General features: G+C 26.3%; 25 protein-coding genes and 1 riboswitch. Of the genes, 13 read left to right on the top strand and 12 right to left on the bottom strand.

Annotated elements, in window-relative coordinates; translation table 11 throughout:
- Positions 1-22: 22 nt before the first annotated feature.
- The 11 genes from AWT65_RS01030 to ybaK all read left to right on the top strand — a co-directional run bounded on the left by AWT65_RS01030 (position 23) and on the right by ybaK (position 8,696).
- Positions 23-685: a hypothetical protein gene (locus tag AWT65_RS01030; RefSeq protein WP_066728464.1), complete on the top strand. Its 663-nt coding sequence runs from the start codon at positions 23-25 to the stop codon at positions 683-685.
- On the top strand, positions 682-1,098 hold the full coding sequence (locus AWT65_RS01025) for a DUF2871 domain-containing protein (protein ID WP_066728462.1): 417 nt from the start codon (positions 682-684) through the stop codon (positions 1,096-1,098). The genes AWT65_RS01030 and AWT65_RS01025 overlap by 4 nt, the downstream gene beginning before the upstream one ends.
- A 226-nt stretch (positions 1,099-1,324) precedes the next feature.
- On the top strand, positions 1,325-1,825 hold the full coding sequence (locus tag AWT65_RS01020) for a PTS sugar transporter subunit IIA (RefSeq protein ID WP_066728459.1): 501 nt from the start codon (positions 1,325-1,327) through the stop codon (positions 1,823-1,825).
- Between the two features lie 50 nt (positions 1,826-1,875).
- Positions 1,876-3,243, top strand: a complete 1,368-nt coding sequence (locus AWT65_RS01015) for an MATE family efflux transporter (RefSeq protein WP_232292772.1) — start codon at positions 1,876-1,878, stop codon at positions 3,241-3,243.
- Complete coding sequence (whiA, locus tag AWT65_RS01010) at positions 3,233-4,102, top strand: DNA-binding protein WhiA (RefSeq protein WP_066728457.1); 870 nt, start codon at positions 3,233-3,235, stop codon at positions 4,100-4,102. The genes AWT65_RS01015 and whiA overlap by 11 nt, the downstream gene beginning before the upstream one ends.
- Positions 4,077-4,685, top strand: a complete 609-nt coding sequence (locus AWT65_RS01005) for a hypothetical protein (RefSeq protein ID WP_066728455.1) — start codon at positions 4,077-4,079, stop codon at positions 4,683-4,685. Before whiA ends, AWT65_RS01005 begins: the two co-directional genes overlap by 26 nt.
- 10 nt (positions 4,686-4,695) lie before the next feature.
- Entirely contained in the window at positions 4,696-5,967 is a 1,272-nt protein-coding gene (gene serS / locus AWT65_RS01000; RefSeq protein ID WP_066728453.1) for a serine--tRNA ligase, read from the top strand.
- Positions 5,964-6,665, top strand: coding sequence for a GH25 family lysozyme (locus tag AWT65_RS00995; RefSeq protein WP_066728451.1), 702 nt, complete (start codon positions 5,964-5,966; stop codon positions 6,663-6,665). The genes serS and AWT65_RS00995 overlap by 4 nt, the downstream gene beginning before the upstream one ends.
- Positions 6,666-6,721: 56 nt before the next feature.
- The gene (locus tag AWT65_RS00990) at positions 6,722-7,705 is read left to right on the top strand and encodes a class II fructose-bisphosphate aldolase (RefSeq protein WP_066728759.1); all 984 of its coding nucleotides are present in this window, start codon (positions 6,722-6,724) and stop codon (positions 7,703-7,705) included.
- 54 nt (positions 7,706-7,759) lie between these two features.
- A complete protein-coding gene (locus AWT65_RS00985; protein ID WP_066728448.1) occupies positions 7,760-8,218 on the top strand; it encodes a COG2426 family protein in 459 nt (152 codons plus the stop codon).
- A 10-nt stretch (positions 8,219-8,228) separates the two neighbouring features.
- Entirely contained in the window at positions 8,229-8,696 is a 468-nt protein-coding gene (gene ybaK / locus AWT65_RS00980) for a Cys-tRNA(Pro) deacylase (protein WP_066728445.1), read from the top strand.
- 8 nt (positions 8,697-8,704) lie between these two features.
- Here the strand turns inward: ybaK and AWT65_RS00975 are convergent, their stop codons facing one another.
- The 12 genes from AWT65_RS00975 to AWT65_RS00920 form a co-directional block, all read right to left on the bottom strand.
- Positions 8,705-9,313, bottom strand: a complete 609-nt coding sequence (locus AWT65_RS00975; protein ID WP_066728443.1) for a class I SAM-dependent methyltransferase — start codon at positions 9,311-9,313, stop codon at positions 8,705-8,707.
- Complete coding sequence (locus tag AWT65_RS00970) at positions 9,314-9,757, bottom strand: GNAT family N-acetyltransferase (RefSeq protein ID WP_066728441.1); 444 nt, start codon at positions 9,755-9,757, stop codon at positions 9,314-9,316.
- Positions 9,744-10,472, bottom strand: coding sequence for a tRNA pseudouridine(38-40) synthase TruA (gene truA, locus AWT65_RS00965; protein WP_066728439.1), 729 nt, complete (start codon positions 10,470-10,472; stop codon positions 9,744-9,746). Before truA ends, AWT65_RS00970 begins: the two co-directional genes overlap by 14 nt.
- On the bottom strand, positions 10,463-11,059 hold the full coding sequence (locus tag AWT65_RS00960; protein ID WP_066728437.1) for an HAD family hydrolase: 597 nt from the start codon (positions 11,057-11,059) through the stop codon (positions 10,463-10,465). Before AWT65_RS00960 ends, truA begins: the two co-directional genes overlap by 10 nt.
- Complete coding sequence (locus AWT65_RS00955) at positions 11,037-12,074, bottom strand: GspE/PulE family protein (protein WP_066728435.1); 1,038 nt, start codon at positions 12,072-12,074, stop codon at positions 11,037-11,039. The genes AWT65_RS00960 and AWT65_RS00955 overlap by 23 nt, the downstream gene beginning before the upstream one ends.
- Before the next feature lie 22 nt (positions 12,075-12,096).
- A complete protein-coding gene (locus AWT65_RS00950) occupies positions 12,097-12,558 on the bottom strand; it encodes a hypothetical protein (protein WP_066728433.1) in 462 nt (153 codons plus the stop codon).
- A 1-nt stretch (position 12,559) separates the two neighbouring features.
- Entirely contained in the window at positions 12,560-13,141 is a 582-nt protein-coding gene (locus AWT65_RS00945; protein ID WP_066728430.1) for an L-threonylcarbamoyladenylate synthase, read from the bottom strand.
- Positions 13,134-14,111 (bottom strand): ribose-phosphate diphosphokinase, encoded by a 978-nt coding sequence (locus AWT65_RS00940; protein ID WP_066728428.1) that lies wholly within the window; start codon positions 14,109-14,111, stop codon positions 13,134-13,136. Before AWT65_RS00940 ends, AWT65_RS00945 begins: the two co-directional genes overlap by 8 nt.
- A 16-nt stretch (positions 14,112-14,127) precedes the next feature.
- A complete protein-coding gene (gene glmU / locus AWT65_RS00935; protein ID WP_066728426.1) occupies positions 14,128-15,456 on the bottom strand; it encodes a bifunctional UDP-N-acetylglucosamine diphosphorylase/glucosamine-1-phosphate N-acetyltransferase GlmU in 1,329 nt (442 codons plus the stop codon).
- 54 nt (positions 15,457-15,510) lie between these two features.
- Positions 15,511-16,440, bottom strand: a complete 930-nt coding sequence (locus tag AWT65_RS00930; protein WP_066728424.1) for an L-lactate dehydrogenase — start codon at positions 16,438-16,440, stop codon at positions 15,511-15,513.
- Positions 16,427-17,062 (bottom strand): ABC transporter ATP-binding protein, encoded by a 636-nt coding sequence (locus AWT65_RS00925; protein WP_066728422.1) that lies wholly within the window; start codon positions 17,060-17,062, stop codon positions 16,427-16,429. Before AWT65_RS00925 ends, AWT65_RS00930 begins: the two co-directional genes overlap by 14 nt.
- A gap of 181 nt (positions 17,063-17,243) precedes the next feature.
- Complete coding sequence (locus AWT65_RS00920; protein ID WP_066728419.1) at positions 17,244-17,450, bottom strand: helix-turn-helix transcriptional regulator; 207 nt, start codon at positions 17,448-17,450, stop codon at positions 17,244-17,246.
- 188 nt (positions 17,451-17,638) lie between these two features.
- On the opposite strand from AWT65_RS00920, the gene AWT65_RS00915 reads away from it, so the two are divergent.
- Both AWT65_RS00915 and AWT65_RS00910 read left to right on the top strand, forming a co-directional pair.
- Positions 17,639-18,376 carry a nucleoside phosphorylase gene (locus AWT65_RS00915; RefSeq protein ID WP_066728415.1) on the top strand — a complete coding sequence of 246 codons (738 nt, stop codon included), beginning with the start codon at positions 17,639-17,641 and terminating at the stop codon, positions 18,374-18,376.
- A gap of 11 nt (positions 18,377-18,387) precedes the next feature.
- On the top strand, positions 18,388-19,704 hold the full coding sequence (locus AWT65_RS00910) for an APC family permease (RefSeq protein WP_066728412.1): 1,317 nt from the start codon (positions 18,388-18,390) through the stop codon (positions 19,702-19,704).
- A 91-nt stretch (positions 19,705-19,795) separates the two neighbouring features.
- Positions 19,796-19,887, top strand: a riboswitch (TPP riboswitch).
- The last annotated feature ends 8 nt before the right edge of the window (positions 19,888-19,895 follow it).

The following is a 19,895-nucleotide window of genomic DNA, read 5'->3' as shown; positions in this document are numbered from 1 at the left end:
CATAATGACGGGAGGAGTTTTAATGCAAGCGATTTTTGAAACACTTTTTGATGTAGTATATTTGTTAACAGTTATTATTTTAGGAATAAAAATGCTAAGTAAGAGTAAATTAAACAGTCAATTTTTCATATTTGGACTTATGGCTATAATACTTGGCTTAGGAGATGCATTTCATTTAGTACCAAGAGCTATTGCTCTTAATACTACAGGGCTTTCAACATATACAAGGGCATTAGGTATAGGTAAGCTTATAACCTCAATTACAATGACTATTTTTTATATACTACTATATTATGTTTGGAGAAGTAGATATAAAATAAGAGGAAAAAAGAGCCTAACACTTATGGTATATATATTGTCAATATTAAGGATAATACTTTCAATTATGCCTCAAAATAAATGGCTTAGTATAAAACAACCTTTATCATGGGGAATATATAGAAATATTCCTTTTCTACTTCTGGGTTTATTAATTATTAAGCTTTTTTATGATAAGGCAAATAAGGATAATAATTTTAAAAATATTTGGCTTACAATAGTTTTTAGTTTTGCTTTTTACATACCGGTTGTACTCTTATCAAGTACTATTCCTGCAATTGGAGTATTAATGATACCTAAAACTTGTGCATATATATGGACAGTATTAATTGGATATAATACTATGAAAAAGGAGGCTTTTAAATGAAAAAGAAATATTTAAACTTAGCATTAATTTATGCGATATTTGCAATGATAGGAGGAGTTTTTTATCGTGAATTTACAAAATTTTATCATTTTACAAAAGTAACAACTCTTGGTAAGGTACATACTCATCTTTTTATTCTAGGCACTTTTGTTTATTTATTTGTTGCAATATTTTCTAAAAATATTGAATTAGAAAAACAGAAAAGTTTTTGTATTTTTATGAAAATATATAATATAGGTTTAGCAATTTTATCAATTTCAATGTTAGTGCGTGGGATAATTCAAGTACTTGAATTAGAAATTTCTAATAAAATATCTTTATTTATATCTGGACTTGCTGGACTTGGTCATATATTAGTTGGAATAGGCTTAATACTTTTTTTAATAGCATTGAAAAAAGGAAAAGAAAAATAAATAGTTATATTTTTTATCCTTGTCTTAATTTTACTATTATTATGCCCAGACTTATGTTTATTAAAAATTATATTTTTTCAAAAATAAAAAAGAAGGAATTAATAACTTGTTTTTTAAGTAAAAATATAGAAAATAAAGTAATGTTGATATATTATTTTAAATATGTTATTATAGATAATATGAGTCTAAAAAGAAAGGAGTTGTGTAATTAATACACAAGAATAATATGGGTTTTTTTAGCAAATTATTTAGTAAAAAAGATAAAGATACAAAAAAAGTTCTTATAGCACCTTTAACAGGTAAGGTAGTTCCTTTAGAAACAGTAAAAGATGAAACATTTGCTTCAAAGATGTTGGGGGATGGAATAGCAATAGAACCAAGCAATTCTGGAGTAATGGTTGCACCTATGGATGGAGTTGTTGAAGTTACACCAACATTGCATGCATTTACATTAGAATCAAAGGATGGAATAAGTATTTTAGTTCATTTAGGATTAGATACAGTTAAGTTAAATGGTGAAGGATTTGAAAAATTAGTAGAATCTGGAACAAAAGTAAAAGCAGGAGATGGGATTATAAAATACGACTTAGAGTTTATTAAAGATAAGGTTCCATCAGTAACTTCGCCAGTCATTGTATTGGAATCAGAAGAATACAAAGAAATTATTAAGTACGAAAATCAAGAAGTACATGCAGGGCAAGAAAAAATTATAGAAATTGATGTATAATAAATTATATAAGCATGTGAAAACATGCTTTTTTTTACGAGGAGAATGAATTGAAAATAAATATTACAAAATTAACTATGGAAGATAGACGAAATATTATACTTAATGGAAATGTAATAGTTACCCTATTTTTACTTAGTATTCCTACAATAATGATGGCTATTGTACAAGCCATGATACCATTTACAGATGGGCTATATTTAAATCATATAATAGGACCAGAAAGAACGGGGGCGATAACATATTCACAACCTACAATAAATATAATGCTTGGTTTATCACAAGGCTTGGGAGTTGCAGCGATGGCCATGATAGGACAATTGGTCGGTAAGGGAGATGTAAAAGGAGTAAAAAAAACAGCCTTACAAGTTTTAATTTTTGGAATATTTTGTGGTTTAGTTCTAATACCAATTAGCTTATTTGTAGCTTCATATATGTCTACAACAGTAACTAAGGATATGTCAAATGATGTGTATATGTATTTATCGCTATATTCACTGGTAATACCCTTTCAATTTATGGCAGCTATATTCAATTCTATAAAAGATGGTGTAGGTAATCCAGAAGCTTCGTTTTATAGAATGATAGTTTTATTATTACTTAAAATATTTTTTAATTTTATTTTTTTAGAACTATTAAAAATGGATATAAAGGGGGCAGTATTTGCTTCGCTATCTGCATACATAGTAGTAAGTTTTTGGATGTACTATGATTTATTTTTGAATAAATATATATATAAATTAAATCTATGTGATTATAAATTTGAAAAGAATATTATATTTACACTTATAAAATTAGGTATTCCATCTATGTTAAGCTTTATGATGATAAATTTAGGCTTTCTATTAATAAATATGGAAATAAGTAAGTATGGAGCAGTTGTTATAGCAGGCTTAGGAATAGCTAGTAATGTAAATAGCTTATGCTTTCAATTACCATCTTGTATAGGAACTACTGTAACTACTATGGTTAGTTTAAATATAGGGGTAGGTAATTCAAAAAAAGCAAAAAAGATATATAAAATAGGATTAACTATAGCGATAATAATAGCTCTTACAACTTTAGTTATAATTATTCCTTTAACAAGTAAAATAACAAAATTATTTACCTTACAACAAAATGTTTTAAATGTTGCAAATTCAGCTTTGAAAATTTATACATTTTCAATATTACCTTATGGAATATTTATGGTTTGTCAGGCAATATTTAATGCCTTAGGTAAAAATGTTATGCCTCTTGTTATGAGTTTTTTAAGAATATGGTTATTTAGATATGTATTTATCTTATGTACACAAAGATATTTAGGATATTATGCAGTATTTTATGGAAATCTATTTTCTAATTTTACAGCAGCAATAATATTTTTAATTATAATAACTAAAATAAAATGGAAATCTGGTATAAACTATGGAAGATAATATTATTTCATTTTCTACTAAGGTGAAAAAAGAAGTGCTTTTAATAAAACCACAGACAAAAAATGAAATTATCTCAGAATTATATGGAATTTTTCTATCAAAAGGTGCTATAATAAAAGAAGGAGTAAATTTTAAAACAGAAATAAGTTATTTAGCAAGAAGAATTGTTGAAAATTTAAAAAAAATAGAAATATTTGATTTTAAGTTCAATTACATAAAAAAAAATATGATTATTTACGAAATAAAAATACAAAATTTTAAAATAGCTCAGTCTAATTTAGATAATACTTGGGTATTTAAAGGTATATTTTTAGCAGGTGGATATATAAAAGATCCAATAAAAGGATATTCTATGGATTTTTTTATTGAAAGTAAGGATAGTGCAAAATATTTATTTAATCTTTTAAATGAATGGGGGAAAAAAGCTTTTTATTCAGAGAAAAAAGATACAAATTTAATATATGTACGAAATTGTGAAGATATATTAGATTTATTAATAGATTTATCTGCTCAAAAGTCTTTCTTTTATTATCAAAATTCAAGTATAAATAAAGAGATTAATTTAAAAATAAATAGAAATATGAATTATGAAATAGCAAATGAAGCAAAAAAACTAAGTACTTCTATGAAACAAATAGAACTTATACGAAAAATAGATAAAACAATAGGTCTTAATAATATAAATGAAAATTTAAGAGAAGTAGCCATACTTAGAATGAAAAATGAAGATGCTTCTTTGCAAGAACTAGCAAATAAATTAAATATATCAAAATCTGGACTAAGAAATAGATTTAGGAGGCTAAAAGAAATATATGATGAAATTGAGTCAGCAAATGGAAAAGTATATTTTAAAAAATGAGAAAGATATTTACTATAGAATAAATAAAGACTTAAGTGTTGAAAATATTGAACCTTCTTTTGTATTTGAGTTAATATATTTTAATGAATTTGATATTGCCGAAGAAGAATCAAAGAAATGTGTAAAAAAGAAATATAAAAAACTAAATAGAATGGTTAATTTAAGTACAGAAATTATATATGAAAGATTATTTAAAAATTTAATACATTCAAATAGATATTGTTTTGATTTAGCAAATGAATTAATTATAAGAGATAAAGAAAAGTTTTTTAATCTTATGTATGGTTTAGCATATATTTCAGAGGATGAAAATAAATTAATAAAAACATATTTATTTGAAATAATGTATAACGATTTAGGGTATAGAGAGTATTTATTAAAAAATTTATTAGATTATTTTACACACTCCTGCAATAAATATATGGATATTACAGATAAAAAACAAATGGAATATTTTTATTCAAGGGTATCAGCCTTATATGTTGAAATATATAATAAAAAATATAAAAATAAATTAGAAATTCCAAAAGAAACAAAGTTAAGTAAGATAAAAAATATTATATATAATAAATTAAAAAAATAGGAGAAATATTATGTTAGATTTAAAATATATTAGAGAAAATTCAGAACAAGTAAAGAAATTTCTAAAAGCAAGAAATAGTGATTTTGATTTAGACATAGTTATAGATTTAGACAAAAAAAGAAGAGAATTATTGGTTGAAGTTGAAAGCCTAAAAAGTAAAAAAAATGAAGCAAGTTCACTAATAGGAAAATTGAAAAGAGAAAAAAAAGATGCAAGTGATTTAGTTAGTGAAATGCAAGAAATTAATGAAAATATAAAAAGATTAGATGAAGAATTAACTAAAGTTGAAGAAAGATTAACATACTTTTTATATAGAATACCTAATAAATTACATTCTTCTGTTCCTTTTGGAAAAGATGAAGATGAAAATGTTGAAATTAGAAAATGGGGAGAACCAAGAAAATTTGATTTTCCTATAAAAACACATGATGAATTGGGTGTTGAATTGGATATTTTAGATTTTGAAAGAGGGGCAAAGTTATCTGGTTCAAGATTTACAGTATATAAGAAACAAGCAGCTAAATTGGAAAGAGCCTTGATTAATTTTATGTTAGATACACATGAAAAAGAAGGATTTACTGAAATTATGACACCTCAATTAGCAAAAAGAGAAATTATGACAGGTACAGGACAATTACCTAAATTTGAAGATGATATGTATAAAATAGAAGGAGAAGAATTATTTTTAATACCTACTGCTGAAGTAACTTTAACTAATTTATACAATCAAGAAATTTTAGAAGAAGAAGAATTACCTAAGTATTTCTGTGGATTTACAGCTTGTTTTAGAAAAGAAGCTGGAGCAGGTGGAAAAGACTTAAAAGGTTTGATAAGACAACATCAATTTAACAAAGTAGAAATGGTTAAATTAGTACATCCTAAGAATTCTTATGACGAATTAGAACATATGGTTAATTGTGCTGAAAATATTTTACAACAATTGAAATTACCATATAGAGTTATAACTTTATGTAGTGGAGATTTAGGCTTTTCAGCTGCTAAAACTTATGATGTTGAAGTTTGGGTTCCAAGTCAAAATAAATATAGAGAAATTTCTTCATGTTCAAATACAGAAGATTTCCAAGCAAGAAGAGCAATGATAAAATATAGATCAAAAGAAGATAAGAAGAGTTATTTTGTACATACATTGAATGGATCAGGACTTGCAGTAGGAAGAACAGTAGTTGCAATAATGGAAAATTATCAACAAAAAGACGGAAGTATTGTTATTCCAGATGTTTTAGTACCATATATGGGAGGATTAAAAGTAATTACTAAATGAAAAAGTTTGTAATATGTCTTATAATAATTAATGTAATCTTATTATTTGCAAATTTAGAATTTTCAGGTTTGTTATATCATAATGATTTGATGACTTGGAATTATAAAATACATGGAATAGATATTTCTCATCACCAAATAAGAATAAATTGGAATAAGGTTGATAAAAAATATAAATTTGTATTAATGAAGGCAACTGAAGGTAAAGATTTTATGGATACAGATTTTTTATATAATTGGAATAAGGCACAATTAAATGGCTTTAAAGTAGGAGCATATCACTTTTTTTCAATGTTATCTAGTGGGGAAGAACAAGCTAGTTACTATATATCCAAAGTTCCAAAAAGTAAGGATTCTTTTCCCCCAATAATAGATGTAGAACTTTCTAAAAAATATGATAAAGCAAAGGTAATAAAAGAATTAAAAAACATGATAAAAATCCTGGAAGATAGATATGAAAAAAAAGTTATAATCTATACAGATTACAAATCATATAATAATTTTATTAAAAATGAATTAATAGCTAATCCAATTTGGATAAGGGATATAAGAAAAAAACCAACTATTTTTGAAAAAAATAGGTGGATTATATGGCAATATTCAAATAGGGGAAGAGTAAAAGGAATAGATGGTTTTACTGATAAAAACATTTTAAGATATAATAATATTAATTATTATTTAAAAGAGTTGAAAAAATAGTGCAAATTATGCTAAAATAAGATATATATCGAATAGGAGGATTAAATAACATGGAAATGAAGTATAACTACAAAGATTTTGGTTTAGTTAATACTAAGGAAATGTTTGCAAAAGCAAATAAGGAAGGATATGCAGTTCCCGCATTTAATTTCAATAATTTGGAACAATTACAAGCTATTATTGAAGCTTGTGTTGAAATGGGGGCACCAGTAATTCTACAAGTTTCACCAAGTGCAAGAAATTATATTGGAAGAGATATGATACCATGGTTAGGTAGAGCAGCAGTAGAATATGTAAAGGCTTCAGGTTCAGATATACCAGTTGCATTACATTTGGATCATGGTCCAAGTTATGAAATAGCTGAAGACTGTATTTTAAATGGATTCTCATCAGTAATGATTGATGCTTCAAAATATCCATATGATGAAAATGTTGCACTTTCAAAGAAGGTTGCAGATTTTGCTCATAAATATGATGTTACTGTTGAAGCAGAATTAGGAGTATTAGCAGGTATTGAAGATGAAGTACATGCTGAAGAACATATATTCACTCAACCAAGTGAAGTTGAAGATTTTGTTTCAAAAACAGGAGTTGATTCATTAGCAATTGCAATAGGAACTTCACATGGTGCATATAAATTCAAACCAGGTGACAATCCACATATTAGATTAGATATATTAAAAGAAATAGAAAAAAGAATACCAGGATTCCCTATAGTATTACATGGTTCTTCATCAGTTCCACAACAATATGTAAGAATTATTAATGAAAATGGTGGAAAATTACAAGATGCATTAGGAATACCTGATGAACAATTACATATGGCTTCTAAATCAGCAGTTGCAAAAATAAATGTTGATACAGATGGAAGATTAGCATTTACTGCAGGAGTTAGAAAAGCATTCTTTGATGATCCAACTGTATTTGACCCTAGAAAATACTTAGCAAAAGGTAAAGAATTTATGAAGAAATACTACAAAGAAAAAATAGTAGATGTTTATGGTGCTGAAGGGGCTTACAAAAAAGGAAAAGTAAGATAAAATTAAAATAAAAAAGCCAGCTGGTGTTGGCTTTTTTTAATAAAAAGGATAATAATGAAATATATAATTGTTTTTATAATATCTATGCTACCTCTAATTGAATTAAGAGGAGCTGTTGTATATGGAATAGCTATGAAATTAGATTTAACTAAAATAATGTTAATATCGATAATAGGTAATATGTTAGTTGTTCCTCTAATATTTTTATTTGCAAGACAAGTTTTAAAATTTGGAAGTGAATTAAAATATATTGGAAAATTTTTTAAATATTGTTTGGTAAAGGGTCATAATGCTGGTAAAAAATTAGAAACAGGTTCAAAATATGGAGTATATGTAGCTCTTTTCTTATTTGTTGGAATACCCTTACCAGGAACTGGAGCATGGACTGGAACACTAGCAGCAAGTTTATTAGATCTTGATTTTAAAAAGACAGTGTTATCTGTATTATTTGGTGTAATATTAGCATTTTTAATTATGAGTTTAGTTAGTTTAGGTTTATTTAAGATTATTTAAAAGGAATAAAATGAAAAAAACGAATGCAATTAGAATATTAGAATCTAAGAAAATAAAATACGAAGAAATAGAATATGATGCAAGTAAGGGTATATCAGGTGTTGATGTTGCAATAAGTACTGGAGAAAATCCTCAAAATGTATATAAAACCTTAGTTACTATTTCAAATAAAAAAGAATATTTTGTATTTATTATACCTGTAGTTAATGAATTAGACTTAAAAAAAGCAGCAAGTGTTTCAAATAGTAAAAAGATAGAAATGCTATTACAAAGAGATTTGCTTGGATTAACAGGTTATGTTCATGGAGGTTGTTCACCCATAGGCATGAAAAAGTTATTTAAAACTTTTATTGATGAGAGTGCAAAAGGTAAAGAATATATTTTTGTAAGTGGTGGAAAAATAGGTGTACAAATTAAAATAAATCCACAAGATTTAATTAATATTGTTAAAGCAGAATATGTTGATATTATAGTTTAAATGGGAAGTTACTTTCTTCCCATATAAACTCTATATCCTTCTGAAATTTGTATACATGAAATAGAAGAAAAAATAGTTTTTAATTCTTTTTCTGTTGATTTTGCACCATGTTTTGTCATTATAACACAGAAGAATAAACCATCTTTTTTTAGGTGCTCATAACTCTTTCTATAAAGTTCAAAGATTAGTTTTTTTCCAGCTCTAATTGGAGGATTAGAGATTATCAAATCAAATTGTTCACAAATATTTTCATATAAATTAGATTTTATTATTTTATAATTAGCAGATATATTATTATTTTCTAAATTTATTTTTGCTAAATCTAAGGCTCTATTATTTACATCACTTAAAATGACATTACTATTTTTATAAAATGATCTTATTATAGTTGCAACTACACCATAGCCACAACCAATGTCTAGGACATCAAAAGAAGTAGAAGGAGCTTTAAAAGTTTTAATAATTTCAGTTAATAAGATTTTGGTACCAGTGTCTATATTATTTTTTGAAAAAATTCCATTATCTGTTGTAAAAGAAAAATGTTTATCTAAAAATTGTAAGTCAATTTTTTTTCTATTTGATTTTATGTCAGGGTTTTCACTAAAATAATGTTGCATTTATATTTCCTTTCTCATTAAATATCTTTTTTCATTATCAAAATACTCATTTTCAAGCAATTCTTTTATTTTAAAATCAAAACTTTGATAAAGCTTTATTGCTTTTTCATTTGTGCAAGTAACAGTTAACTCGATAAATTCAAAATTAGAAATTTTTAAATCATTTATGACAAAAGTTAATAGTTTTTTAGCATAGCCCATATTTTGATATGATTTATTTGTCGATACACCATAAATATATGAAAGCTTATTGCATTGTAAAACTTCGATAACACTAATAATATCTTTATCGTTATATATTGCATAAGTTCTACCATATTTTGTAAAAGGAGATATGTTATATTGACCTATACCTGCCTTGCCAAAAATTTCTTCTTCATATATGTATATTTTTTCTAAAAGTTTTCTGTCTGCCTTTGCATCTAATCTTTTAATTTTCATCATATATTACCTCTTTTAAGTAAAGACCATAAGGACTTAATATTTTTTTTGGTAAATTAGGGGCTTTTAAATCTAATCTATTTTTTATTTGTTCAGGATTTTCAAATATACAAGAGGCCATAATGAGTCTTATCATAGATTTTAGAAAACTATTACCCTGTATTGTGGCGATATATATTTCATTTTCATATTTGCATTTTGCAGAATATATTTGTCTTATGGGATTTTTAAGAGCCTTATCTTTTTTAGAATATTGTGTAAAATCGTGTGTTCCAATAAAAAGAAGAAGATTTTTGTTTATTTTATCAAGATCAATATGTTTTAAATTTATTCCTGAAATATAGTTTGCTTCAAAAGGACTAATATCTTTTAAAAGTTTAAAACGGTATTCATAGGTTCTTTTAATAGCTGAGTATCTTGAGTTAAAATGAGTTGTTTCATAATTAATTTCATTAATTTTAAGTTTACCATAAAGATGTTTATTTAGTTGATATTTAATAGTTTCCAAGGGAATAGGAGATTTAATTTCAAAATTTGATACTTGATTTAGGGCATGTACTCCACGATCTGTTCTTCCAGAAGAAATTAAATTAATTTTTTCAGAAAAAACTTCAAATAAAACTCTTTCAATTTCACCTTGAACAGTAATCTTATCTTTTTGTCTTTGCATTCCATAAAATTTGCTACCATCATAGCTATATTTAATTTTTATAACCATTTATCTATCAATCCATTCTTTTTAGGCAAGCCTATATTTTTTTTTCCTTTTACTATACTAAATTTTTTATCTGCAATATCAAATAAAGGCTTATCTGACAAACTATCAGAATAAAAAGCAAGTACATGAAAAGCACCTAAGTTATTCAGTCTATTTAATTTTTCAACTCCCTTACAATTTTTACCAACAATAGAATAATTATTATATTCTGTTGCAATTAAAATATCAAAACCAAGCTTTTTATAAAGGGGTTTAAGTAAGAAATCAGGTGAAGCAGAAATCAAAATTAAAATATCAGCCTCTTTTTTATTATTATTAATTTCATTAAAAAAATATGGATATATATTATTTATTTCTTTTTCCCAAAAATCAATAATATCTTCATTTGGATTATTATATTTAAATATATCAAAAAAGATATTTTTAACCTTGGATAAATTAAATAAATTAAATAGTATTTTAATAAGATTAATAAAAAAAGGAAAAATTAAATAAGGATGTTTTTTTAAAAAATATTTCATAAAAGTTATACTTGTTTCTTTTGAATAAATTGTTTTGTCAAAATCATATATTATAGCCTTTTTCACTTGCATCCTCCATCATAGTTTTAAAATTAAGTAATTTTAAATTTTCTAAAATGTCACTATTTAAAGTATATTTAGAAAATATATCTTTTTCTTTTTCAGTTAAATAAAGAACTTCATTTATCATCAATCTATTTTTTATTTTTTTATCATCGCTAGAATTTAATAGTCTTTGAGATATTATCATAAGGATGGAATCGAGAATAAGATATTTAGGGATATTCATATCAATTAGTCTTGCAAAACTTGAAATACAATCATTTGTGTGTAGAGTAGCTAATACAAGATGTCCAGTTAAAGAAGCTCTAACAGCAATTTTAGCAGTTAATTCATCTCTTATTTCTGAAATTATTATAACATCAGGATCAGATCTAAGAGAACTTCTTAAAATAGTAGGAAAGCTTAGACCTATATCATCATTCACCTGAACTTGAACTATACCAGAAACTTTATTTTCAACAGGATCTTCTATGCTTATAATTTTTCTTGTGCCATCATTTAATAATTTTGTTATTGATAAAAGAGTTGTTGATTTTCCACTTCCAGTGGGACCTGTAACCAGAATTAAACCATGACTTTTACAAATAGCCTTCTGAATATTTAAAATAGATTTTGTTGAAAAACCAAGGGCTTTTAGTGAAATATCATCTAAGGTAGAATTTAATATTCTAATTACTACATTTTCTCCACTAATTGTAGGTATTACACAGATTCTTAAATCATAATTTTCGAAAGTAATATTTCCATCTTGTGGTAATCTCTTCTCTGCTACATTCATTTTTGACATTATCTTTATTCTTGAGATAATTTCTACAGAATTAGAATAATCATTTTTGTATTCTTTAATAAGACCATTTATTCTATATTCAATTATACATTTACCATAATAATCTCTAATATGTATATCACTTGCTTTATTTTTTATTCCATAACTAATAATATCATTAACTATTAAAATAGTGTTATTAGATATAAAGACATTGCTAGGAGCAATGTCTTCTTTTATCATTTTTTTCATAATCCCCCCATATGAAATTAAATTATTTTTTATTTGTAAGTTCTTTTAATAATAGTTCATTTTGTGCTTTAACTGAAGAAAAAATTAGTTTTTTAATTAAATTATAGAATTTTAAATTTTCTTTTTGTCTTTCAACTTCTTTAATCATAGATTTTATTTGTAATACTAAGAAGTCTTGTTCTTCATATGAAAGTTTAAAAGATTTAAGTTTTTCTCTTTTTGCTTTCTTTTCAACATGGACTTGCTTTTGTAAATAGTTGAAAAAACTTAAAATATTAGGTAAAGCTGAACTAGTATTTGCATCCATTTGTTTTTTTAGTTCTATAATAACTTGATCAAGATATTTTTGAGAACTTTTACTAAGATGTACTTCTATTTTTCTTTTAGTTTTACCAATTTTTTGCATAGAACTTGCAAGTTTAGCTTGTTGTTTCATATTTAAAACATCCATATCATTTAATCTATTTGCATTCATTATTTTCATGTTATTTTTTTCCTCCAATCTTCAAAATGTCTTTAAAATCAATTTGCCCAGAGCGAATTAAAGTATAATGATTATCCAAATATGAGATAATAGTTGAAGGTATACCAGATAAATGTTTATCAGTTTCAAGTATTAAAGGAACATTATCTAACAACTCTTTAGAAATAGAGCTAATCTTTGTAGCAGGGGGTTCGCCAGAAATATTAGCACTTGTTGTCATAAGTATGCCACCAACTTTTCTAATCAAATTACGAGTTAAATCGCAGTCTGGAATTCTGATGCCAATAGTAGGACCTAATAAAGGTAAAAATTCTTTGTTTGTCTTACAAATTATGCTTAAAGCACCAGGTAAAAAATGTTTTATAAGTTTATAATCAACATCAGTAGTTAATTTTTCAAAGTCTGAATAATCAGCTACTAAGGCTAGAATCTTTTTAGCTTTATCTCTTTTTTTTAGTGTATATAAAAGATTTATAGCTTTTTTTGTAGGAATAGCAGCTAAACCATACACAGTATCAGTTGGAATTATTATTGCACGACCTTCTTGTAATAATTGTATGGCTTTTTCAAAATTATTATTCATTACTTTCATCTATATTATTTGGAAGAGCAAAAAGGTCGCTAATAGGCTCTTCATTGTATATTCTATGAATAGTTTCAGCAAACATTGTACTTGCAGAAACTATTTTTAATTTATCAAATAATTGATCGTCATTTAATTGAATTGAATCTGTAACTATAACTTTTGTAAATTCAGAGTTTTTAAGTCTTTGTACGGCTTCTCCTGAAAATACAGCATGTGTGGCACAAGCAAATACTTCAGTAGCACCAGCTTCTTTTAAAGCTTTTGCAGCATTACAAATAGTACCAGCAGTATCAATAATATCATCTATTAAAATAGCTCTTTTACCCTTAACATCACCAATAATATTCATTACTTCGCAAATGTTTGCTTGTGGTCTTCTTTTATCAATTATTGCTAGAGGCATATGTAACCAAGTAGCCAAGTTTCTTGCTCTTTTAACACCACCAACATCAGGTGAGACAACTACAGTATTTTCATTTGTGAAACCTTGGTTTATAAAATACTTTGCAAATATAGGTAAGGCTTCCATGTGATCAACTGGAATATTAAAGAACCCTTGTATTTGTTTAGCATGTAAATCCATAGTAACTACTCTTGTAGCACCAGCAGTTGTTAAAAGATCAGCAATTAACTTTGAAGTAATTGGTTCTCTTGGACTAGCTTTTCTATCTTGTCTTGCATAACCATAATAAGGCATAACAGCAATAATTTCAGAAGCAGAAGCTCTTTTTAACGAGTCAATAAAAACTAATAATTCCATAATATTTTCATTAACAGGTTTCGAGGTAGATTGTATAATAAATACTTTACAACCTCTTACGGTACAATTAGCTTTTGCAAAAAATTCACCATCAGCAAATTTAATGATATCTCTATCTCCAAGCTTAGTACCGAGTTTGTCAGCAATTTTATTTGCTAATTTAAAACTTGAAGTTCCAGCGAAAATTTTAATTTCGTGTTCTTTCATTTCTTACACTCTCTTTCTACTTTTTTTTATTAATAATAACTTGTCTTGCACGACCAAATGCAAGTTTATCATCTTCAATATCTTTTGTAATTACACTACCCGCTGCAGTAAGAACATTAGCACCTACATTAATTGGAGCAACAAATATAGAATTACTTCCAATAAATGAATTAGCACCTATTTGAGTTTTATTTTTGTGAACACCATCATAATTACATGTAATAGTACCAGCACCAATATTAGTATTTTCGCCTATGATAGCATCTCCAAGGTAAGTTAAATGTCCAGATTTTACACCTTTGTGCAAAGTAGAATTTTTAACTTCTACAAAATTACCTATGTGAACCTTTTCATTTAAAATTGTACCTTTTCTTAAATGTGCAAAAGGACCAATTGTAACTTCATTTTTTAAAGTAGAACTTTCTATAACGCTATTATCTATTTTTACATTGTCAGCTATTTCGCTATCTTCAATTCTTGAAGAAAATACAAGACAATTAGATCCAATAGTAGTTTTTCCAGTAATAATAGTATTAGGATAAATTATTGTATCTGAACCTATAATAACATCATCTTCAATGTATGTAGATGTTGGATCAATAATTGTAACACCATTTTCCATTAATGAAGTTAATTTTTTTTGTAATAAAATATTTGATACTTTTGCCAAATCAATTTTTGAATTTACACCTAACATTTCATTTTTATCTTTTAGAGTTAGGCTATCACAGATATAACCATTAGAATTCAATAATTTTATGGCATCTGTTAAATAATATTCGCCTTTAAGATTATTGTTATCTATTTTATCTATGATATTAAGTAAGCTTTTTGCTTTGAATAAATAAACTCCAACATTAATTTCATTTATTTTTTTTATTTCTTCAGTAGCTTCTTTTTCTTCAACTATATCAATAACTTTATTCATAGAATCTTTTAAAATTCTTCCATAACCTTTAGGCTCATCTAAATAACAAGTAAGTAGTAGACAGTCTAAGTTGTTTTTAAAAAATTTATCTTGCATTGATTTTATTGTTTCTGAAGACAATAAAGGACCATCGCCATAAGTAATTAAAACAGTATCAGCATTTTTTAAATATTCTTTTGCAATTTTAATAGCATGTCCAGTACCTAATTGTTCTTCTTGTACAACATAAGGGTATGTTGGAAAATTTTCTATAATTTGTTCTTTTTTATACCCTAAAACTAAAAGTATATCTCCAAATTTGCTAGTTGTTTCTATAACCTTTTGTAACATTGGCTTACCATTAACCTTATGTAAAACTTTTGGTAAATTAGATTTCATTCTAGTACCTTTACCAGCAGCTAAAATTATTGATAACATGATTTCCTCCAAGTTTATTTTTTTATCTTAATTATATCACAAAAACAAAGAAAATTATAGTTCAAATTTATTTATAACTTCTTTTAAAATTTTCATAGATTCATCTAATTTTTCTCTTTCTTCTTTGTTTAATTCAGGGCAAATTTTCATTATTTGACCATTTCTACCTACTACATTAGGTACTGAATAATATACTTCACTTATAGGGTTGTATGTAGAAATTGTTAAAATTGATTTTTCATCTCTTAAAATTGCCTCAACAATACGACGAACAGCTAAACCTATTGCATAATTTGTATATCCTTTTTTTTCAATTATTTCATAAGCAGCATTTTTAACATTGTGAGTAACTGTTTTCTTAAGTTCTTCTAATTCAATATTAACTAATCTACAATATTCTTCTATTGATAAAGGACCAACACTTAAAGCAGACCATACAGGAAATTCACTGTCCCCATGTTCACCTATCATAAAGCCATGTACACTCTTAGCATCTATATCAAATATTTTTGCAAGATGATATTTTAATCTTGAAGTATCAAGTACTGTTCCACTACCTATTACTCTTGTAGCAGGGAAACCAGAAAGTTTATAAGTGAAATAAGTTAGTATATCTACTGGGTTTGCAACAACAAGTAAAATACTATTTGGAGAATATCTTACAATTTGTGGTATCATTTGTTTGAAAATATTTAAATTTTTTCCTATTAAATCTAATCTTGATTCTCCAGGTTTTTGACCAGCACCAGCAGTAATTACAACTATGTCTGAATCAGTAGTATCTTTATAATCTCCTGCAGTTATTTCTACAGATTTCATAAATGCCGCACCATGTGCTATATCCAAGGCTTCACCTTGAGCCTTATTCTTGTTTATATCAACCAAAACAATGTGAGAAGCAAGTCCAGATTCTGCAATTGCAAGAGTAGTAGCTGAACCTACAAAGCCAGCTCCAATAATTGAAACTTTATTAGTTTTTTTCATTTTTAACCTCCATTTTAAATATAGTATCTGAAATATGTTTAACTATTTGTAAATCATGTGAAATAAAGATAAAAGTTGTTCTATATTTTTTATTAAAAAATTTTATTAATTGTATTATTTGTTCTTGTATAGTAAGATCAAGAGAAGCAATTGGTTCATCGCAAATTACTAATTTTGGTTTTAAAATCATTGCTGCACCAACAATAACTCTTTGTCTTTGACCACCAGATAATTCGCTTGGATACTTCGTTTTAAAATCAATTAATTTTAAAAAGTTTAGCATCTCAGTTACACGCTCATTGATATTATCTTGTTTATTGACAATTAAAGGTTCTTTAATAATTTCTTCAACAGTCATTTTTTCATTTAAAGCACTATAAGGATCTTGGAAAATCATTTGTATATCAGATATTTTTCTTTTTGAAATATCAGAATTATTAAATAAAATTCTGCCTGATGTTGGCTTTATAAGACCAATAATTATTTTAGCTAGTGTTGACTTACCTATACCAGATTTACCTACTATAGAAAAAATTTCACCTTCTTTTACAGAGAAGGAAATATTTGAAAAGATAAGTTCGTTATTGAACTTTTTAGAAACATTTTCTAATTTTAATAACATATTTACCACCCTTAATTTTACTATAAATTAAATAAAAATGCTAGGAATATATAAATATTTGCACAAAAGTATTTGAATGTACTTAAAAAATTTTTTGTTTATTTCACATTTTGAAAAAATAAAAAAATGCTCATTAAAAAACGTAAATAAGCATTTAATTTAATGGTATTAAGCTAAAAAATTATAAGAAAAATAAATCTTCAAATTTATAATCTAAAGCTTTGCAGATTAATAGAGCTAATTTTGCAGAAGGATTAAATTGCCCATTTTCTATATAACAAATGGTTTGACGAGAAATGCCAACCATATGAGCGAGTTGTTCTTGAGATATTTTTCTTAAAGTACGTACAGCTTTAATTTTATTTCTTAAAACTAAATCATAATTCATAGTAGTACCTCCTAATAATGACAATTATATTATGAAAAGAAATTTTAGTCAAATTTTATATCACCATTTACACCACAAAGTATAATTTAAAATGCAAAAAAAACAAGTAATATATTGTGCTTTTTTGGGAAATGTTGACTTTTTTATAAAATGGAGTACACTAATATTAGTGAAAGGAGCTGATAGTTTTGGAAAAAAATATGCTACCAGGAATTAAATTGTTGGAAGGTGAAGTACAAGAAAGAGTTCTTGTAGTTGGAGATCCGTTTAGAGCTGAAATGTTGGCAAATCGTTTGGACAATATGAAATGCTTAGTAAAGGCAAGAGAATATTGGACTTATTTTGGTTACTATAAAGGAGTACCAATTAATATTTGTTCACATGGAGTCGGTGCAAGTGGTGCTATGTTGGCATTTATTTCATTAATTAAAGGTGGGGCAAAGCTTATTATTAGACTAGGAACATGTGGTTCAATAAGTGAAAATATAAAAGCTGGAGATATAATAATACCTACTGCATGTTCAAAAGAAGATGGAGTTAGTGATATTTATGTACCTAAGAGTTTCCCAGCTATTAGTGATTACGGTGTATTAAATGAACTTAAAACAATAGCAGAAAAAAAGAATTTGAAACCAAATGTTGGTATAGTAGTTACACAAGGTGCATTTTATGGAGGAGTTCTTAAAACTAATACTGAAGAACAAGCTAAAAGTGGAGCTATAGGTCTTGAAATGGAATTAGCTTGTCTATTTGTAGCAGCTAGTATGTATGGAATTAAAGCAGGATCTATTTTATCTGTTGATGGAAATGCCTTGAAAGTTTTACAAAAAGCTGAAGAAAATAATCCTGATCCAGAATTATTAAAGAAAACAGTTAATACTTGTGCAGATGTAGCTCTTGAAGCATTGGTTAATTTTAAATTGTAAAAGGAGTTTAGATGGAAGAAACAAATGAAAAACAATTAAATTTATTTGAACTTATGATGATAGGAATAGGTCAAATAATTGGATCTGGTATAGTAGTATTGCTATGTATAGCAATTGGAATGACAGGTAAGGGGGTTGCAGTATCATTTTTATTAGCAACAGTTATTATAATTATTCCGTTAATACCTCTTGCAGCACTTGGTTCAGCAATACCTAATAAGGGTGGAATGTATTCGTATGTTAGAGATCTTATAGGACCTAGAACAGCCTTTTTCTATGTTGCTTTATTAGTTTTTGGGCAATTCATTTTGGCACAATATGCAATTGGTATTTCACAATATGCACAAGATTTATGGCCTTTTATTAATCCAAGACTTTTAGCAGGAGCAGTTATGACTTTTGTTTTCATAGTTAATATAGTTGGATTGAAAACATCAGTATTTGTTCAAAGAGTAACAGTTATTATATTGATAGTATCATTGTTCGCATTTATTGGTTTTGGTTTACCACAAGTAAAAGAATTTCCAAGCTTTTTTGAAGCAAAGAATATATTCCCTAATGGTATTGGAACATTTATATCAGCAATGTTACTTGTAAGATATACAATGATAGGTGGAGAATTCTTGTCTGAATTTGGTGGAAAGGCTAAGAACCCAGGTAAAAATATACCTATAGCTATGATAGGATCAACATTAATTGTAGCAGTTGTATATTTCTTAATAACAATAGTAGCAGCAGGTGTTTTACCAGTATCAGAAGTAGCTAATAAGACCTTAGGTGTAGTTGCAAAGAGAATATTACCAAATTATATGTACTATATCTTTATGATAGGTGGTGGAATGATAGCGTTATTTACATCACTTAATGCAGTATTCTCATGGGCACCTATCGGTATAAAAGCAGCAATAAATGATGGTTGGTTACCTAAAAAAATGGCAGAAGAAAATAAAACATTTGGAACACCACATTATCTATTATTAATGTATTATATTATAGGAATGTATCCAATAATAACTGGTCAAGAAATAAAGGTTGTTTCACTTATAGGTGCAAATGTAGGATTAATTTTCTCAATTTTCCCTGTTATAACTTTATTTTTCTTAAAGAAAAAAAGACCAGAAGCATATAAAAATGCTAAATTTAAATTAGGACCTATTGCAAGTATAATATTCCCAATTTTAAGTGTTACAATATATATAATAGGAATAGTATCAAGTTGGAGTTTCTTAAAGAGCCAAGGTGCAATAATACCTATAGTAGTTTTCTGTATAATAGTGTTGATTTATTCAAATTTACGTTATCCATATATAGACAGAAATAAAAAATAAATTATGATATAAATAGTGGCTTAGGTCACTATTTATTTTTGTGAAAATAAAAACAATTATTGAAAAAGGTGAAAAATAATGTATAATATATTTGAACAAACAGGGGTGCTATTTTAATGGCTGAGATTATACCCTAAACCTGATACAGGTAATACTGGCGTAGGGAGTTTATGTTTTTTTTGATATAATCA

Origin of the sequence: Sneathia sanguinegens (assembly GCF_001517935.1) — a bacterium.
In the GTDB taxonomy this organism is placed as follows: Bacteria; Fusobacteriota; Fusobacteriia; order Fusobacteriales; family Leptotrichiaceae; genus Sneathia; species Sneathia sanguinegens.
This window is presented reverse-complemented; position numbering and strand designations above follow the sequence as displayed.

What these genes read in the sequence shown, in the direction of transcription:
- AWT65_RS00940 (WP_066728428.1), bottom strand. Translation starts at nt 14,111, where the DNA reads ATGAAAGAACACGAAATTAAAATTTTCGCTGGAACTTCAAGTTTTAAA.
- ybaK (WP_066728445.1), top strand. Translation starts at nt 8,229, where the DNA reads ATGAAAAAAACGAATGCAATTAGAATATTAGAATCTAAGAAAATAAAA.
- AWT65_RS00925 (WP_066728422.1), bottom strand. Translation starts at nt 17,062, where the DNA reads ATGTTATTAAAATTAGAAAATGTTTCTAAAAAGTTCAATAACGAACTT.
- AWT65_RS00950 (WP_066728433.1), bottom strand. Translation starts at nt 12,558, where the DNA reads ATGAAAATAATGAATGCAAATAGATTAAATGATATGGATGTTTTAAAT.
- AWT65_RS00970 (WP_066728441.1), bottom strand. Translation starts at nt 9,757, where the DNA reads ATGATGAAAATTAAAAGATTAGATGCAAAGGCAGACAGAAAACTTTTA.
- AWT65_RS00975 (WP_066728443.1), bottom strand. Translation starts at nt 9,313, where the DNA reads ATGCAACATTATTTTAGTGAAAACCCTGACATAAAATCAAATAGAAAA.
- AWT65_RS00955 (WP_066728435.1), bottom strand. Translation starts at nt 12,074, where the DNA reads ATGAAAAAAATGATAAAAGAAGACATTGCTCCTAGCAATGTCTTTATA.
- AWT65_RS01030 (WP_066728464.1), top strand. Translation starts at nt 23, where the DNA reads ATGCAAGCGATTTTTGAAACACTTTTTGATGTAGTATATTTGTTAACA.
- AWT65_RS01020 (WP_066728459.1), top strand. Translation starts at nt 1,325, where the DNA reads ATGGGTTTTTTTAGCAAATTATTTAGTAAAAAAGATAAAGATACAAAA.
- AWT65_RS00920 (WP_066728419.1), bottom strand. Translation starts at nt 17,450, where the DNA reads ATGAATTATGATTTAGTTTTAAGAAATAAAATTAAAGCTGTACGTACT.
- AWT65_RS01005 (WP_066728455.1), top strand. Translation starts at nt 4,077, where the DNA reads ATGGAAAAGTATATTTTAAAAAATGAGAAAGATATTTACTATAGAATA.
- glmU (WP_066728426.1), bottom strand. Translation starts at nt 15,456, where the DNA reads ATGTTATCAATAATTTTAGCTGCTGGTAAAGGTACTAGAATGAAATCT.
- AWT65_RS00985 (WP_066728448.1), top strand. Translation starts at nt 7,760, where the DNA reads ATGAAATATATAATTGTTTTTATAATATCTATGCTACCTCTAATTGAA.
- truA (WP_066728439.1), bottom strand. Translation starts at nt 10,472, where the DNA reads ATGGTTATAAAAATTAAATATAGCTATGATGGTAGCAAATTTTATGGA.
- AWT65_RS00990 (WP_066728759.1), top strand. Translation starts at nt 6,722, where the DNA reads ATGAAGTATAACTACAAAGATTTTGGTTTAGTTAATACTAAGGAAATG.
- whiA (WP_066728457.1), top strand. Translation starts at nt 3,233, where the DNA reads ATGGAAGATAATATTATTTCATTTTCTACTAAGGTGAAAAAAGAAGTG.
- AWT65_RS00995 (WP_066728451.1), top strand. Translation starts at nt 5,964, where the DNA reads ATGAAAAAGTTTGTAATATGTCTTATAATAATTAATGTAATCTTATTA.
- AWT65_RS01025 (WP_066728462.1), top strand. Translation starts at nt 682, where the DNA reads ATGAAAAAGAAATATTTAAACTTAGCATTAATTTATGCGATATTTGCA.
- AWT65_RS00910 (WP_066728412.1), top strand. Translation starts at nt 18,388, where the DNA reads ATGGAAGAAACAAATGAAAAACAATTAAATTTATTTGAACTTATGATG.
- AWT65_RS00945 (WP_066728430.1), bottom strand. Translation starts at nt 13,141, where the DNA reads ATGAATAATAATTTTGAAAAAGCCATACAATTATTACAAGAAGGTCGT.
- AWT65_RS00930 (WP_066728424.1), bottom strand. Translation starts at nt 16,440, where the DNA reads ATGAAAAAAACTAATAAAGTTTCAATTATTGGAGCTGGCTTTGTAGGT.
- serS (WP_066728453.1), top strand. Translation starts at nt 4,696, where the DNA reads ATGTTAGATTTAAAATATATTAGAGAAAATTCAGAACAAGTAAAGAAA.